The sequence below is a fragment of the Pseudomonas sp. B6001 genome, assembly GCF_013386015.1.
In the GTDB taxonomy this organism is placed as follows: Bacteria; Pseudomonadota; Gammaproteobacteria; order Pseudomonadales; family Pseudomonadaceae; genus Aquipseudomonas.
The window spans coordinates 38,619-55,023 of sequence record NZ_JACAOX010000039.1 but is presented as its reverse complement, the minus strand read 5'-3'; the positions used below and the strand labels follow the sequence as shown (position 1 = coordinate 55,023).

Sequence of the window (16,405 nt, the reverse complement as noted above, 5' to 3'; positions counted from 1 at the left end):
CGCCCGCTTCGTGCGGGCGCCATGCTTTGGCAGTTTGCCCAGATGCTTTGGGTTGGCGGCCTATGGCTGTTACATATTGGTGTGCTGCCGGCGCTGGGCCTGATTGGCCTGGCACCGTTGCTGATCGATGAGGTCAGCGGATTATTAAGCGCGTTGCTGGTAGGTTTTGCAGCAGCGTGCGTGACGCTTCAGGCGCTGGTGCTGATCAAGGCCGAAGGCTTGGGGAGTCTGTGGCGGGATATTCGCGGGCAACTGCTGTTGATGGCGCTGTATGCGTGCGCAATGTTTTGCGTGGTGCGTATCTTTCTGCCGGAGGCGTTGCGCTGGCAGCTGTTCAGCTATCTTGTGCTAGGGTTTTCCGGGTTGGTGCTGGTTGTACAGCCGGCGCCAGGATGGAGTGGCAGGGCGTGCGAAGCACGCCCGTGACCCTTGTTTCACTTGAAGCGGTGTACGTTCGACAGTTGCTTGTTGGCGCTGAAGTTCTTGCGATACAGCAGCGCCATCTTGCCGATGACCTGAACCAGGTCCGCTTTGCCAGCCTTGCACAGTTCTGCAATAGCTGCCAGGCGCGCCTCGCGATCAAGGATGCTGACCTTGATCTTGATTAGCTCGTGATCGCCCAATGCGCGTTCAAGTTCGGCTAACACACCTTCAGTCAAACCGTTGTCAGCCACAATCAAAACTGGTTTCAGATGGTGGCCAATGGATTTGTACTGTTTCTTCTGCTCTTGAGTGAGCGGCATAATCTGACCCCTGCGTCTGATCTTGTAAAAAGCGGCGGCCAGTTTACCCGAGCGAGTCCGGGACCGCCCAGTTAATCACGACCCGTTTTATTTTCGAGGTGGCCCGTGGCCCGTTCCAAAACTAGCCTTAAGTGGCTGCAAGAGCATTTCAACGACCCTTACGTCAAAATGGCGCAAAAGGATGGCTACCGTTCCCGGGCCAGCTACAAACTGCTGGAGATCCAGGAAAAGGACAAGTTGATCCGTCCTGGCATGAGCGTTATCGACCTGGGTGCCGCCCCGGGTGGCTGGTCCCAGGTGACCAGTCGTCTGATTGGTGGACAAGGCCGTTTGATCGCTTCCGACATCCTGGAAATGGACAGCATCCCTGACGTGACCTTTGTTCACGGCGATTTTACCCAGGACGAAGTGCTGGCACAGATCCTTGAGGCCGTCGGAAATTCGCAGGTAGACCTTGTGATTTCCGATATGGCCCCCAATATGAGTGGATTACCGGCTGTTGATATGCCGCGAGCCATGTTCCTGTGCGAATTGGCACTGGACCTGGCAGGACGGGTACTGCGTCCGGGTGGTGACTTCCTGGTCAAGGTCTTCCAGGGTGAAGGCTTCGACGAGTATCACAAGAACATCCGCAAACTGTTCGACAAGGTACAGACACGCAAGCCTGACTCTTCCCGGGACAGGTCTCGCGAGCAGTATTTGCTGGGTCGCGGCTTCCGTGGCATTGAAGGCGCTGCCAGTGAAGAGCGTTTTTGAGAAATTTGACGGAGGCGATAGGTTTTTTTATATCGCTTTCGTCACGAAGCTTTACGAATATTGTGTAGTCAAAGTTTCACAAAGGGTTACAGACGGCGCCTGCCAGAGTTGTAGGTAATGTAGTAAGTTAGGCCGGTGAATATCATGCGAAGCACGCGCCAGTAGCGGAGCTTGCTTCAGAGGGTAGTTAATTGAACGATATGGCAAAGAATCTGATCCTGTGGTTGATCATCGCGGCTGTCCTCGTGACGGTGATGAACAACTTCTCCAGCCCTAACGAGCCGCAGACCCTCAACTATTCCGACTTCATCCAGCAAGTTAAGGATGGCAAGGTCGAGCGCGTAGCAGTTGATGGCTACGTGATTACCGGCAAGCGCAACGATGGCGACAGCTTCAAGACCATCCGTCCGGCAATTCAGGACAACGGCCTGATCGGCGACCTGGTGGATAACCACGTGGTTGTTGAAGGCAAGCAGCCTGAGCAGCAGAGCATCTGGACCCAGCTCCTGGTGGCCAGCTTCCCGATACTGGTGATTATCGCCGTGTTCATGTTCTTCATGCGCCAGATGCAAGGTGGTGCGGGAGGCAAGGGCGGGCCGATGAGCTTCGGCAAGAGCAAGGCACGCCTGCTTTCCGAAGATCAGGTGAAAACCACCCTGGCTGACGTTGCCGGTTGCGACGAAGCCAAGGAAGAAGTGGGCGAACTGGTTGAATTCCTGCGCGATCCGGGCAAGTTCCAGCGCCTGGGTGGCCGTATTCCTCGCGGTGTGCTGATGGTTGGCCCGCCAGGTACCGGTAAAACCCTGTTGGCCAAGGCCATTGCCGGCGAAGCCAAAGTACCTTTCTTCACCATTTCCGGTTCCGACTTCGTCGAAATGTTCGTCGGTGTAGGTGCCAGCCGTGTTCGCGATATGTTCGAACAGGCCAAGAAGCACGCTCCGTGCATCATCTTCATCGATGAAATCGACGCCGTTGGTCGTCATCGTGGCGCCGGCATGGGCGGCGGTCATGATGAGCGTGAGCAGACGCTTAACCAGTTGCTGGTTGAGATGGACGGCTTTGAAATGAACGACGGCATCATCGTGATCGCTGCAACCAACCGTCCAGACGTACTCGACCCCGCTTTGCTGCGTCCGGGCCGTTTTGACCGTCAGGTCGTTGTCGGGTTGCCAGACATCCGTGGTCGTGAGCAGATCCTGAAAGTGCACATGCGCAAAGTGCCAATGGGCGACGACGTGGCTCCGGCCGTGATTGCCCGTGGTACTCCAGGCTTCTCCGGTGCCGACCTTGCCAACCTGGTGAACGAGGCGTCGCTGTTTGCCGCCCGTACCGGCAAGCGCATCGTCGAAATGAAGGAGTTCGAGCTGGCGAAAGACAAGATCATGATGGGCGCCGAGCGCAAATCCATGGTCATGTCCGAGAAAGAGAAGCAGAACACCGCTTATCATGAAGCCGGTCACGCCATTGTTGGTCGCGTTGTGCCTGAGCATGACCCGGTCTACAAGGTATCGATCATTCCTCGTGGCCGGGCGCTGGGCGTCACCATGTTCCTGCCGGAAGAGGATCGCTACAGCCTCTCCAAGCGTGCCTTGATCAGCCAGATCTGCTCGCTGTATGGCGGCCGGATCGCCGAAGAGATGACCCTGGGCTTCGACGGTGTTACCACCGGTGCCTCCAACGACATCATGCGTGCCAGCCAGATTGCACGGAACATGGTGACCAAGTGGGGTCTGTCGGAGAAACTCGGTCCTTTGATGTATGCCGAGGAAGAAGGCGAAGTATTCCTGGGTCGCGGTGGTGGTGGTCAAGCTGCCAGCTTCTCCGGCGAGACAGCCAAGCTGATCGACTCCGAGGTGCGCAGCATCATTGACCAGTGCTACGGCACGGCCAAGCAGATCCTCACCGACAACCGCGACAAGCTCGACGCCATGGCTGATGCCCTGATGAAGTACGAGACCATTGATGCCGAGCAGATTGACGACATCATGGCCGGTCGTACGCCTCGCGAGCCTCGCGATTGGGAAGGTGGTTCGGGTACTTCGGGCACGCCGCCAGTGGTACAGAACGAACGCCCTGAAGCCCCGATCGGCGGCCCGGCTGCTGACCATTAAGGTTTGAAATGACTTCTGCGTTGTCCTCGACCCGGTTGCCTTGCGGCAGCCGGGTTCTTGATTTGGCCCATACACACGTTATGGGCATTCTTAATGTAACCCCTGATTCCTTTTCCGATGGTGGTCGCTTCAGTCAGCTTGATGCTGCGTTGCGCCATGCGGAAGCGATGGTGGCTGCCGGTGCGACTCTGATTGACGTCGGTGGCGAATCAACCCGGCCCGGCGCGCGCGCAGTTTCTCCCCTGGAGGAGCTGGAGCGGGTTGCTCCGATTGTCGAGCGCATCCATCAAGAACTGGACGTCATCATCTCTGTCGACACCTCGACCCCTGCCGTTATGCGCGAAACTGCGCGGCTGGGTGCAGGGTTGATCAACGATGTGCGCTCTTTGCAGCGCGATGGCGCTCTGGATGCGGCCGCCGCGACGGGGCTGCCGGTTTGTCTGATGCATATGCTTGGCGAGCCGGGCACGATGCAGGACGACCCGCATTACGACAATCTGGTCGGTGAAGTGAAAGGCTTCCTTGCCGAGCGCATGGCTCAATGCGCGGCGGCGGGGATTGCTCCCGAGCGGATAATCCTCGACCCGGGATTTGGCTTTGCCAAGACCTTGCAGCACAATTTAAGCCTGTTCAAGCATATGGAATCCCTGCATGCCCTTGGTCGCCCCTTGTTGGTCGGGGTTTCGCGCAAGAGCATGATAGGTCTGGCGTTGAATCGTCCGGTGGGTGAGCGGCTGCATGGCGGCCTGGCACTTGCGGCACTTGCCGTGGTCAAGGGTGCGCGCATCTTGCGCGTGCATGACGTGGCCGAGACGATAGATGTAGTGCGGATGATCGCAGCGGTTGAATCAGCCGAATAAGAATGATGGAGCACTTATGACTAAAAAGTATTTTGGCACCGATGGCATTCGCGGTCGGGTCGGCGAATTCCCGATTACTCCCGATTTCATGCTCAAGCTGGGCTGGGCCGCCGGCATGGCGTTCCGCAGCATGGGGGCCTGCCGTATCCTGGTGGGTAAGGACACGCGTATCTCGGGTTATATGTTTGAGTCTGCGCTGGAGGCAGGTCTGTCTGCTGCCGGCGCTGATGTGATGCTGTTGGGGCCGATGCCTACGCCGGCGATCGCTTACCTGACGCGTACCTTTCATGCTGAAGCCGGTATCGTGATCAGCGCTTCGCACAATCCCCACGATGACAATGGCATCAAGTTCTTCTCGGGCCAGGGCACCAAGCTGCCGGATGAGATCGAGCACATGATCGAAGAGTTGCTGGATGCGCCGATGACCGTCGTCGAATCGAGCAAGCTGGGCAAGGTATCGCGGATTAACGACGCTTCCGGCCGTTACATCGAATTCTGCAAAAGCAGCGTGCCTAGCAGCACCAATTTTGCCGGGTTGAAGGTCGTCATCGACTGCGCCCACGGCGCGACGTACAAAGTCGCACCGAGTGTGTTCAAGGAGCTTGGCGCAGACGTTACTGTACTGTCGGCGCAGCCGAACGGCCTGAACATCAACGACAACTGCGGCTCAACCCACATGGGGCAGTTGCAGGCGGCTGTCCTGGCTGAGCATGCCGACTTGGGCATCGCGTTCGATGGTGATGGCGACCGCGTATTGATGGTCGACCACACTGGCGCGATCGTCGATGGCGACGACCTGTTGTTCATCATCGCCCGTGACCTGCATGAGCGTAACAAGCTGCAAGGCGGCGTCGTCGGTACCTTGATGAGCAATCTTGGCCTGGAGCTGGCCCTGGCAGATCTGGGGATCCCGTTTGTGCGCGCCAATGTCGGTGACCGCTACGTGATTGCCGACCTGCTGGAGCGTAATTGGCAGGTGGGTGGCGAAAATTCCGGTCATATCGTCTGCTTCCAGCACACGACTACCGGGGATGCGATCATTGCGGCGCTGCAGGTGCTGCTGGCGCTGCGTCGCCGTGAAGAAAGCCTGGCCCAGGCGCGGCAGGCGTTGCGCAAGTGCCCGCAAGTGCTGCTCAACGTGCGCTTTGCAGGCGGTGACAACCCTATCGAGCATCCGGCTGTCAAAGAGGCCAGTGAGCGCGTGACTGCCGCCATGGCGGGGCGTGGCCGGGTCTTGCTGCGCAAGTCGGGTACCGAGCCTTTGGTGCGTGTAATGGTCGAGGGCGAGGACGAAACACAGGTTCGCGGCTATGCCGAAGAGCTGGCAAAACTGGTAACTGAAGTTTGCGCCTGAATTCGGCTTGCCAGTGATGATGTGGTTGGGTAACATCTGCGCCCACTTTGACCGACGAGGTACAGCATGCGTCGCACTATGGTAGCTGGTAACTGGAAGATGCACGGTACCCGCGCCAGTGTCGCTGAGCTGATCAATGGCCTTCGTCATTTGGCCTTGCCTAGCGGTGTTGATGTCGCGGTATTCCCGCCTTGCTTGTATATCAATCAAGTGATTGATGGCTTGAAAGGCAAGTCGATCCAGGTCGGCGCGCAGAACTCTGCGGTGGAATCCATGCAAGGTGCGTTGACCGGTGAGATTGCACCGAGTCAGCTGGTTGATGCGGGTTGCTCCCTGGTGCTTGTTGGGCACTCCGAGCGCCGCCAGATCATGGGCGAGCGTGATGGGACACTCAATCGCAAATTCGCGGCGGCACAGGCTTGCGGCTTGGTTCCGGTGTTGTGCATAGGGGAGACCCTTGAGCAGCGTGAGTCCGGTAAAACTCTTGAGGTTGTCGGGCGTCAGCTGGGCAGCATCATCGAGGAGCTGGGAGTCGGTGCCTTTGCAAATGCAGTAATTGCTTACGAGCCGGTCTGGGCCATTGGCACCGGGCTGACTGCTTCGCCGCAACAGGCGCAGGATGTGCACGCAGCCATCCGCGCGCAGTTGGCGGCAGAGAATTCTGAGGTCGCACGAGGTGTGCGGCTTCTATACGGCGGCAGCGTGAAGGCGGCCAATGCGGTCGAACTGTTCGGCATGCCGGATATCGATGGGGGGCTCATTGGTGGGGCTTCCCTGAATGCAGATGAGTTCGGTGCGATTTGTCGCGCCGCGGGAAACTGAAAAAATGCTGGAAACAGTCATCGTTGTTTTTCATCTGCTGGGTGCACTGGGCGTAGTTGCTCTGGTTTTGCTGCAGCAGGGTAAAGGTGCGGACGCTGGTGCGTCTTTCGGGGCAGGTGCTTCAAATACTGTGTTCGGAAGCCAAGGTTCCTCTACCTTTCTTAGTAAGTTTACTGCTATACTTGCCGCCGGTTTCTTCATAACCAGCTTGGGGTTAGGTTACTTTGCTAAAGAGAAAGCTCATGTGCTGACTCAAGTAGGTCTCCCAAACCCAGCAGTGTTGGAAGTACCAAAAGCAAAACCGGCTTCTGATGATGTCCCGGTGCTTCAAGAGCAAAAGTCGGCTACTCCAGCGACTGACGTACCTCCAGCTCAAGAGCAGAAGTAAGAAGGTTGTAAACGCTGTATTGCCGAGGTGGTGGAATTGGTAGACACGCAACCTTGAGGTGGTTGTGCCCATAGGGTGTAGGGGTTCGAGTCCCCTTCTCGGTACCAATTATCAGGAGAGCCCGCTGTTGCGGGCTTTCTTGTAGGTGGAAGGTTACATTGACCCTGTAAGGGATCGGTCGTATACTTCCGCCCCAGCTTTGTCGCGGGGTGGAGCAGTCTGGTAGCTCGTCGGGCTCATAACCCGAAGGTCGTCGGTTCAAATCCGGCCCCCGCAACCAGTTTTAGCGGAGCCCCTTTTAAGGGGCTTTTTGTTAGCTGGACACTTTCAACGCCGCTGTTCGACGGCGTTTCAAGGATGGGCGTTTCGCCCATTTTTTTATTTTGCACAGCATGCACATACATGCACGAGGGGGTTCAGGTGTCGAGCAAGCTAGAAGAGTTGCAGGCCTTGTTGGCCCCGGTGGTCGTGGCCCTAGGCTATGAATGCTGGGGTATTGAGTTTTCGGCTCAAGGTCGCCACTCAATGTTGCGCGTTTATATCGATAAAGAGGGCGGCGTGCTGGTGGACGATTGTGCCATTGTCAGCCGTCAGATCAGCGGTGTCCTGGATGTTGAAGATCCGATCTCCGTTGAATACACCCTCGAAGTTTCCTCGCCTGGCATGGAACGCCCACTGTTCACTATTGATCAGTTTGCAAAATTTGCCGGTGAACAAGTGAAGATCAAGCTGCGCTCTCCCTTTGAAGGGCGACGCAACTTTCAGGGCCTTCTGCGCGGTGTAGAAGAGCAGGACGTCGTGGTGCAGGTAGAAGACCATGAGTTCCTGTTGCCGATCGATATGATCGACAAGGCCAACATTATTCCCAGTTTTGACTGAGACGCGGATCCCGCGGATCCAATGGCTTGCGAAAGGCGAGGCGTACGATGAGCAAAGAAGTACTGCTGGTTGTTGAGTCGGTATCCAATGAAAAGGGCGTACCGGCAAACGTGATTTTTGAAGCGCTGGAGCTGGCCCTGGCCACTGCTACCAAAAAGCGTTTTGAAGACGAAGTTGATCTGCGTGTGGAAATCAACCGCCACACCGGTGCCTACGAGACTTTCCGTCGCTGGACGGTCGTCGAAGAAGCCGATCTTGATGATCCGGCCATCGAAACCTGGCCGAGCAAGGTTGCTGAAACGCATCCGGGCGCCCAGGTCGGTGATGTCGTCGAAGAAAAGATCGAATCCATCGAGTTCGGCCGCATCGCTGCACAGACTGCCAAGCAAGTCATCGTGCAGAAGGTCCGCGAAGCCGAGCGCGCTCAAGTCGTTGACGCTTATCGCGAGCGCCTGGGGGAAATCATCTCCGGCACCGTGAAAAAAGTCACCCGCGACAACGTGATCGTCGACCTGGGTAACAACGCTGAAGCGTTGCTGGCCCGCGAAGACATCATTTCCCGCGAAACTTTCCGGGTTGGCGTGCGCTTGCGTGCGCTGCTCAAGGAAATCCGCACCGAGAACCGCGGCCCTCAGTTGATCCTGTCGCGTACCGCGCCGGAAATGCTGATCGAGCTGTTCCGCATCGAAGTGCCGGAAATTGCCGAAGGCCTGATCGAAGTCATGGCTGCGTCCCGCGATCCGGGTTCACGCGCCAAGATCGCGGTCCGCTCCAAGGACAAACGCATCGACCCGCAAGGCGCTTGCATTGGTATGCGCGGTTCGCGCGTCCAGGCAGTGTCGGGCGAATTGGGCGGTGAGCGTGTGGACATCGTCCTGTGGGACGATAACCCTGCGCAGTTCGTGATCAACGCAATGTCGCCTGCTGAAGTGGCGGCAATTATCGTTGACGAGGATGCCCATGCAATGGACATCGCCGTTGGCGCAGACAATCTGGCTCAGGCCATCGGTCGCGGTGGTCAGAACGTACGTTTGGCCAGCCAGTTGACCGGCTGGACCCTGAACGTGATGACCGAATCGGACATCCAGGCTAAGCAGCAAGCAGAAACCGGTGACATCCTGCGCAACTTCATCGACGAGCTGGAAGTCGACGAAGACCTGGCACAGGTGCTGGTAGATGAAGGCTTCACCAGCCTGGAAGAGATTGCCTACGTACCGTTGGAAGAAATGCTCAACATCGACGGCTTTGACGAAGACACCGTCAACGAGCTTCGCGCTCGGGCCAAGGATCGTTTGTTGACTAAAGCCATCGCTACTGAGGAAAAGCTGGCAGACGCCCATCCGGCCGAAGACCTGCTCTCGCTTGAGGGTATGGACAAGGATTTGGCGATGGAACTGGCGGTGCGCGGCGTAATTACCCGCGAAGACCTGGCCGAGCAGTCTATTGACGACCTGCTCGACATCGACGGCATTGACGATGATCGTGCCGGCAAGTTGATCATGGCCGCCCGAGCCCATTGGTTCGAGTAATTAGGCGCGGCCTGAGGAGAGAAGTGCATGACGCAAGTCACGGTGAAACAACTGGCCGATGAGGTCAAAACACCGGTAGAGCGCCTGTTGCAGCAGATGCGTGAGGCAGGTCTGCCGCACACCGCCGCCGATGAAGGTGTGAGCGATAGTGAGAAGCAGTCTTTGCTGACTCACTTGAAGAGCAGCCACAAGGCGAAAGTGGAAGAACCGCGCAAGATTACATTGCAGCGCAAAACCACCAGCACCCTGCGTGTTGCTGGCAGCAAGAGCATCAGCGTTGAAGTACGCAAGAAGAAAGTCTTCGTACAGCGCAGCCCGGAAGAAATCGAAGCCGAGCGCAAACGCGAACTGGAAGAACGTCGCGCAGTAGAAAATGCTGCTCGTCAGAAGGCTGAAGAAGAAGCCAAGCGTCGCGCCGAAGAAGAAGCGCGTCGCCAGCCTGCTGCTGCGCAACCTGCTAACACTGAGGCCGTTGCCGCGCCTAGCGCGCCTGTTGAAGCTGTTCGTGAGGCCGCTCCGGTTGCCGCCGCGCCAGCTCCTGCAGCCGACGCTCGCAAACGCGAAGAACCTCGCCGCCCGGACAAACCACGTGCCGACGATAACAATCGTCGTGGCAGTGGCGATGGTGAGCGCAAAAACGCTCCACATCGTGCTTCGGTCAAAGAGAAGGCGCCAGCGCCACGCGTTGCCCCACGTACTACCGACGAAGAAAGCGACAGCTTCCGTCGCGGTGGTCGCGGCAAGGCCAAGCTGAAGAAGCGCAACGCCCACGGTTTCCAGAGCCCAACCGGCCCTGTCGTGCGTGACGTGCAGATCGGCGAGACCATCACTGTTGGCGACCTCGCCAATCAGATGTCGGTCAAGGCTGCTGAAATCATCAAGTTCATGTTCAAACTGGGTACCCCAGCGACCATCAACCAGGTACTGGACCAGGAAACTGCCCAACTGGTTGCTGAAGAGCTGGGCCACAAAGTGACCCTGGTCAGCGACACCGCCCTGGAAGATTCCCTGGCCGAGTCCCTGAAGTTTGAAGGCGAGACTTTCTCCCGTGCGCCAGTCGTGACCGTAATGGGCCACGTTGACCATGGTAAGACCTCGCTGCTCGACTATATCCGTCGTGCCAAGGTAGCTGCAGGCGAAGCCGGCGGCATCACCCAGCACATCGGTGCATACCACGTTGAAACCGAACGCGGCATGGTCACCTTCCTCGACACTCCTGGTCACGCCGCGTTTACCGCCATGCGTGCCCGTGGTGCCAAGGCGACTGACATCGTGATCCTGGTAGTTGCAGCGGACGACGGCGTAATGCCGCAGACCATTGAAGCTGTCCAGCACGCTAAAGCCGCTGGTGTTCCTCTGGTTGTTGCAGTGAACAAAATCGACAAGCCGGGCGCCGATCTCGATCGCATCCGTAGCGAACTGTCGGTTCACGGCGTGACTTCCGAAGAGTGGGGCGGTGATACGCCATTCGTCTCGGTTTCGGCGAAAGTCGGTACCGGTGTAGACGAACTGCTCGAAGCTGTCCTGCTGCAAGCCGAAGTTCTCGAACTGAAAGCAACTCCATCGGCCCCGGGTCGTGGTGTTGTGGTTGAATCGCGTCTCGACAAGGGTCGTGGTCCGGTTGCAACCGTTCTGGTTCAAGACGGTACCCTGCGCCAAGGCGACATGGTCCTGGTCGGTTCGAACTATGGCCGTGTACGTGCCATGCTCGACGAGAACGGCAAGCCAATCAAGGAAGCCGGTCCTTCCATCCCTGTCGAGATCCTCGGCCTGGACGGTACCCCGGACGCTGGCGACGAGATGAGCGTGCTGTCGGACGAGAAGAAAGCCCGTGAAGTGGCTCTGTTCCGTCAAGGCAAGTTCCGCGAAGTCAAGCTGGCCCGTGCTCACGCCGGCAAGCTGGAAAACATCTTCGAGAACATGGGCCAGGCAGAGAAGAAGACGCTTAACATCGTCCTCAAATCTGACGTTCGTGGTTCCCTCGAAGCGTTGAACGGCGCCTTGAATGGCCTGGGTAACGACGAAGTGCAAGTGCGTGTGGTCGGCGGCGGTGTCGGTGGTATCACCGAATCCGATGCCAACCTGGCGCTGGCCTCCAACGCTGTACTGTTCGGCTTCAACGTGCGTGCCGATGCTGGCGCACGGAAGATCGTCGAGCAGGAAGGCCTGGACATGCGTTACTACAACGTCATCTACGACATCATCGAAGACGTCAAGAAAGCCCTCACCGGCATGCTTGGCAGCGACGTCCGGGAGAACATCCTGGGTGTGGCCGAGGTGCGTGACGTGTTCCGCTCGCCGAAATTCGGCGCGATCGCCGGTTGCATGGTTATCGAAGGTGTTGTGCACCGTAACCGTCCAATCCGTGTACTGCGTGAAGACATCGTTATCTTCGAAGGCGAGCTGGAATCCCTGCGCCGCTTCAAGGATGACGCTTCCGAAGTACGTGCCGGCATGGAATGCGGTATTGGCGTCAAGAGCTACAACGACGTCAAGGCGGGTGACAAGATCGAAGTCTACGAGAAGGTCCAGGTTGCTCGCAGCCTCTAACTCGCGTACTTCAAGGGCCACGCAGCGCCCGGGCATGCAAATGCCCGGCGCTGTGTCCGGACTCTAAACGCAACGCCCGGTCTGGCTTTTGTCAGGCCGGGCGTTTGCCGCTTTCAGACCCCACGGGTTTCACCGTGTGGCAGCAACAGGTAACAAGACATGGCAAAAGAATACAGCCGTACCCAACGTATCGGCGATCAGATGCAGCGTGAGCTGGCACAGCTGATCCGTCGTGAAGTAAAAGACCCACGTGTTGGCCTGGTCACCATCACCGCCGTTGAAGTCAGCCGTGACGTTGGTCACGCCAAGATCTTCATCACCGTGATGGGCCAGGACAACAGCGAAGAAATCGCGCAAAGCATCAAGGTGCTCAACTCCGCCGCAGGTTTCCTGCGTATGCAGTTGGCCCGTGAAATGAAGCTGCGCAGCGTTCCTCAGTTGCACTTCCACTACGACGAAAGCGTCGTGCGTGGCGCGCACCTGTCGGCACTGATCGAGCGGGCCGTGGCTGAAGACAATCAGCACCCGGAATCCGCCACGCCTGAAGACGCCAAGGAGTAATCGGTGGCTCAGGTCAAACGTATCCGTCGTAATGTCAGCGGCATCATTCTGCTCGACAAGCCCATTGGTTTTACCTCCAATGCGGCGTTGCAGAAGGTTCGCTGGCTGCTCAATGCCGAGAAGGCAGGGCACACCGGCAGCCTCGACCCCTTGGCCACCGGCGTGTTGCCGTTGTGCTTCGGCGAGGCCACCAAGTTTTCGCAATACCTGCTCGATTCCGACAAGGGCTACGAGACCCTGATGCAACTGGGCAAGACCACCACCACGGCAGACGCCGAAGGTGATGTTTTGCAGGTCCGCGAGGTGACCGTTGGTCGTGCTGATATCGAAGCTGCCTTACCTGCTTTTCGTGGGCAAATCAGTCAGATACCGCCGATGTACTCGGCTCTCAAGCGTGATGGCCAGCCTCTTTACAAGCTGGCACGTGCAGGGGAAGTGGTGGAGCGCGAACCGCGTTCTGTTACTATTGCGCGCTTGGAATTGCTCGCCGCTGAAGGCGACACTGCCCGGTTGGCGGTGGACTGCAGCAAAGGCACCTATATCCGTACCCTCGTGGAAGATATCGGTGAGCAACTAGGCTGTGGCGCATACGTTGCAGAACTGCGACGCACCCAGGCAGGCCCTTTCACTCTGGCCCAGACGGTCACGCTGGAAGAGCTGGAAGCAGTGCATGCCGAAGGCGGCAACGAAGCGGTTGATCGCTTCCTGATGCCATCGGACAGCGGTTTACTGGATTGGCCATTGCTGCACTTCTCGGAGCACAGCGCGTTCTACTGGCTTAACGGCCAGCCGGTACGTGCACCGGATGCCCCGAAGTTCGGCATGGTGCGGGTACAAGATCACAACGGTCGCTTTATCGGTATCGGTGAAGTGAGCGAAGACGGGCGCATCGCGCCGCGTCGACTGATTCGGTCAGAATGACCGAAACCAGTTTGTGGTAAAAGCGCAGTAGCTTTTACTCAAACTGGAACGAGGGTGGCTGTTAGCAGGCATGGTCACTACTCATTTTTAGATACAGGGATTTGTCCCTGGCCTGTTGAAACTGCCCTTTGGGTGGTTTCCTGAAAAAAGGATTGCCTCATGGCTCTCGACGTTCAAGAAAAAGCACAAATCGTTGCTGACTATCAGCAAGCTGTTGGTGACACTGGTTCGCCAGAAGTGCAAGTTGCACTGCTGACCCACAACATCAACAAGCTGCAAGGTCACTTCAAGGCCAACGGTAAAGATCACCACTCCCGTCGTGGTCTGATCCGCATGGTAAACCAGCGCCGTAAGCTGCTGGACTACCTGAAAGGCAAGGATCTGGGTCGTTATCAGACTCTGATCGGTCGCCTGGGTCTGCGTCGCTAATAAGCGATTGCGCTAGAGGTTGGTTGGCTGTCGTGTGTCAGTGGGTTTCCCGCTGGCCCATGGCAGGCTTCCAGCCTCAAGTTTTATCTGGATACACGTTTTACCCTGGACAGGCGTTGGGCCGATTCCCGACATTGCCCAAGAATTTCGCAAGAAGACAAGTTCCCCAAGAGCCACAAAGAAGGTAGGACACCGTGAACCCGGTTATCAAAAAATTCCAGTTCGGTCAGTCGACCGTTACCCTCGAGACAGGCCGTATCGCCCGTCAAGCCTCCGGTGCAGTGCTGGTTACCGTTGACGACGACGTCACCGTATTGGTGACCGTTGTAGGCGCCAAGACCGCTGACCCAAGCAAAGGCTTCTTCCCTCTTTCCGTTCACTACCAGGAAAAGACTTACGCTGCAGGTAAGATCCCTGGTGGTTTCTTCAAGCGTGAAGGCCGTCCTTCCGAGAAAGAAACCCTGACTTCCCGACTGATCGACCGTCCGATCCGTCCGCTGTTCCCAGAAGGCTTCATGAACGAAGTGCAGGTTGTCTGCACCGTCGTTTCCACCAGCAAGAAGACCGATCCGGACATCGCTGCGATGATCGGTACCTCGGCGGCCCTGGCCATCTCCGGTATTCCTTTCGATGGCCCGATCGGCGCTGCCCGTGTTGCATTCCACGAAAGCACCGGCTACCTGCTGAACCCGACTTACGAACAGCAGAAAGCTTCGAGCCTGGACATGGTCGTTGCCGGTACTTCGGAAGCCGTGTTGATGGTTGAATCGGAAGCCAAAGAGCTGACCGAAGACCAGATGCTGGGCGCTGTACTGTTTGCTCACGACGAGTTCCAGGTTGTGATCAACGCTGTCAAGGAACTGGCCGCTGAAGCTGCCAAGCCAACCTGGACCTGGGCTCCTCAGCCAGAAGCTACCGCACTGCTGGGCGCTATCCGCTCCGAGTTCGGCACCGCTATCTCCGACGCCTACACCATCACCATCAAGGCCGACCGTTACGCTCGCCTGGGTGAACTGAAGGACCAGGTTGTTGCCAAGCTTTCCGGTGAAGAAGGCCAGCCTTCTTCCAGCGAAGTCAAAGCAGCCTTCGGCGAAATCGAATACCGCACCGTTCGCGAAAACATCGTTAACGGCAAGCCACGTATCGACGGCCGCGACACCCGCACCGTACGTCCGCTGAACATCGAAGTCGGCGTTCTGCCAAAAACCCACGGTTCGGCCCTGTTCACCCGTGGCGAAACCCAGGCACTGGTTGTTGCAACACTGGGTACTGCCCGTGACGCACAGCTGCTGGACACCCTGGAAGGCGAGAAAAAAGACCCGTTCATGCTGCACTACAACTTCCCTCCGTTCTCGGTAGGTGAGTGTGGTCGCATGGGTGGCGCTGGTCGTCGCGAAATCGGTCACGGCCGTCTGGCCCGTCGTTCGATTGCAGCCATGTTGCCTGCCGCCGACGTGTTCCCGTACACCATTCGCGTTGTGTCGGAAATCACTGAGTCCAACGGTTCCAGCTCCATGGCTTCGGTCTGCGGCGCTTCCCTGGCTCTGATGGATGCCGGCGTTCCGATGAAGGCACCGGTTGCCGGTATCGCCATGGGCCTGGTTAAAGAAGGCGAGAAGTTCGCCATCCTGACCGACATCCTGGGCGACGAAGACCACCTGGGCGACATGGACTTCAAAGTAGCCGGTACCGCCAAAGGTGTTACCGCGCTGCAGATGGACATCAAGATCAAGGGCATCACCGAAGAAATCATGGAAATCGCTCTGGGCCAAGCCCTGGAAGCGCGCCTGAACATCCTCGGTCAGATGAACCAGATCATTGGCCAGTCCCGTACCGAACTGTCGGAAAATGCTCCGACCATGATCGCGATGAAAATCGACACCGACAAAATCCGTGATGTTATCGGTAAAGGCGGCGCGACCATTCGTGCGATCTGTGAAGAGACCAAGGCTTCGATCGACATCGAAGACGACGGCTCGATCAAGATCTTCGGCGAAACCAAGGAAGCGGCTGAAGCGGCACGTCAGCGCGTGCTGGGTATCACTGCTGAAGCCGAGATCGGCAAGATCTACGTCGGTAAGGTTGAGCGCATCGTCGACTTCGGCGCATTCGTCAACATCCTGCCGGGCAAGGACGGTCTGGTTCACATCTCCATGCTGAGCGATGCTCGCGTTGAGAAAGTGACCGACATCCTGAAAGAAGGCCAGGAAGTGGAAGTGCTGGTACTGGACGTGGACAACCGCGGCCGTATCAAGCTGTCCATCAAGGACGTAGCAGCAGCCAAGGCTTCGGGCGTTTAATCACCCCGTCGCTGCAAGCTGAAAAAGGACTCTTCGGAGTCCTTTTTTTATGCCTGCGGGAAAGTGTCGCGAAATCAGGCGTTTAGCCATACCCCAAAAGCCGCAACTTGCATGCAGGCACGTTCGTCTTCATGCAAGTTGCACGATTCCGAAAATCACCTGTTTTCATAACGTATTGTTTTATAAGGATTTAATTGGTCGC

Annotated in this window: 15 protein-coding genes and 2 tRNA genes; 16 read left to right on the top strand and 1 reads right to left on the bottom strand. The window is 57.5% G+C overall.

All coding sequences use genetic code 11. The annotated features are described in order from the left end of the window. Nucleotides 1-21 precede the first annotated feature (21 nt). Complete coding sequence (locus tag HX821_RS28490) at nt 22-426, top strand: hypothetical protein (RefSeq protein ID WP_003212207.1); 405 nt, start codon at nt 22-24, stop codon at nt 424-426. An 8-nt stretch (nt 427-434) separates the two neighbouring features. Here HX821_RS28490 and yhbY read toward each other — a convergent pair whose 3' ends face one another. Next, a complete protein-coding gene (gene yhbY, locus HX821_RS28485) occupies nt 435-743 on the bottom strand; it encodes a ribosome assembly RNA-binding protein YhbY (RefSeq protein ID WP_003212205.1) in 309 nt (102 codons plus the stop codon). Nucleotides 744-848: 105 nt separating this feature from the next. On the opposite strand from yhbY, the gene rlmE reads away from it, so the two are divergent. From rlmE to pnp, 15 genes are all read left to right on the top strand, one after another. Continuing rightward, complete coding sequence (rlmE, locus tag HX821_RS28480; protein WP_003212203.1) at nt 849-1,499, top strand: 23S rRNA (uridine(2552)-2'-O)-methyltransferase RlmE; 651 nt, start codon at nt 849-851, stop codon at nt 1,497-1,499. 200 nt (nt 1,500-1,699) lie between these two features. Then, on the top strand, nt 1,700-3,610 hold the full coding sequence (gene ftsH, locus HX821_RS28475; RefSeq protein ID WP_008436840.1) for an ATP-dependent zinc metalloprotease FtsH: 1,911 nt from the start codon (nt 1,700-1,702) through the stop codon (nt 3,608-3,610). A gap of 8 nt (nt 3,611-3,618) precedes the next feature. Next, a complete protein-coding gene (folP, locus tag HX821_RS28470) occupies nt 3,619-4,470 on the top strand; it encodes a dihydropteroate synthase (RefSeq protein WP_102368079.1) in 852 nt (283 codons plus the stop codon). A gap of 16 nt (nt 4,471-4,486) precedes the next feature. Beyond that, entirely contained in the window at nt 4,487-5,824 is a 1,338-nt protein-coding gene (gene glmM, locus HX821_RS28465; RefSeq protein WP_003212196.1) for a phosphoglucosamine mutase, read from the top strand. Nucleotides 5,825-5,890: 66 nt separating this feature from the next. After that, nucleotides 5,891-6,646: a triose-phosphate isomerase gene (gene tpiA, locus HX821_RS28460; RefSeq protein WP_003212194.1), complete on the top strand. Its 756-nt coding sequence runs from the start codon at nt 5,891-5,893 to the stop codon at nt 6,644-6,646. Nucleotides 6,647-6,650: 4 nt separating this feature from the next. Next, the gene (secG, locus tag HX821_RS28455; RefSeq protein ID WP_026078118.1) at nt 6,651-7,034 is read left to right on the top strand and encodes a preprotein translocase subunit SecG; all 384 of its coding nucleotides are present in this window, start codon (nt 6,651-6,653) and stop codon (nt 7,032-7,034) included. Nucleotides 7,035-7,055: 21 nt separating this feature from the next. Continuing rightward, a tRNA-Leu gene (locus HX821_RS28450) sits at nt 7,056-7,141 on the top strand. A 96-nt stretch (nt 7,142-7,237) separates the two neighbouring features. Then, a tRNA-Met gene (locus HX821_RS28445) sits at nt 7,238-7,314 on the top strand. A 140-nt stretch (nt 7,315-7,454) separates the two neighbouring features. Next, a complete protein-coding gene (gene rimP, locus HX821_RS28440) occupies nt 7,455-7,913 on the top strand; it encodes a ribosome maturation factor RimP (protein WP_003235029.1) in 459 nt (152 codons plus the stop codon). 47 nt (nt 7,914-7,960) lie between these two features. After that, complete coding sequence (gene nusA, locus HX821_RS28435; RefSeq protein WP_003212187.1) at nt 7,961-9,442, top strand: transcription termination factor NusA; 1,482 nt, start codon at nt 7,961-7,963, stop codon at nt 9,440-9,442. A 27-nt stretch (nt 9,443-9,469) separates the two neighbouring features. Next, complete coding sequence (infB, locus tag HX821_RS28430; RefSeq protein ID WP_003212186.1) at nt 9,470-11,992, top strand: translation initiation factor IF-2; 2,523 nt, start codon at nt 9,470-9,472, stop codon at nt 11,990-11,992. Nucleotides 11,993-12,151: 159 nt separating this feature from the next. Further along, nucleotides 12,152-12,553, top strand: a complete 402-nt coding sequence (gene rbfA / locus HX821_RS28425; RefSeq protein ID WP_003212184.1) for a 30S ribosome-binding factor RbfA — start codon at nt 12,152-12,154, stop codon at nt 12,551-12,553. A gap of 3 nt (nt 12,554-12,556) precedes the next feature. After that, the gene (truB, locus tag HX821_RS28420; protein WP_003212182.1) at nt 12,557-13,474 is read left to right on the top strand and encodes a tRNA pseudouridine(55) synthase TruB; all 918 of its coding nucleotides are present in this window, start codon (nt 12,557-12,559) and stop codon (nt 13,472-13,474) included. A gap of 159 nt (nt 13,475-13,633) precedes the next feature. Beyond that, complete coding sequence (gene rpsO / locus HX821_RS28415) at nt 13,634-13,903, top strand: 30S ribosomal protein S15 (RefSeq protein ID WP_003177875.1); 270 nt, start codon at nt 13,634-13,636, stop codon at nt 13,901-13,903. 194 nt (nt 13,904-14,097) lie between these two features. Next, complete coding sequence (gene pnp, locus HX821_RS28410) at nt 14,098-16,203, top strand: polyribonucleotide nucleotidyltransferase (protein WP_003212180.1); 2,106 nt, start codon at nt 14,098-14,100, stop codon at nt 16,201-16,203. The last annotated feature ends 202 nt before the right edge of the window (nt 16,204-16,405 follow it).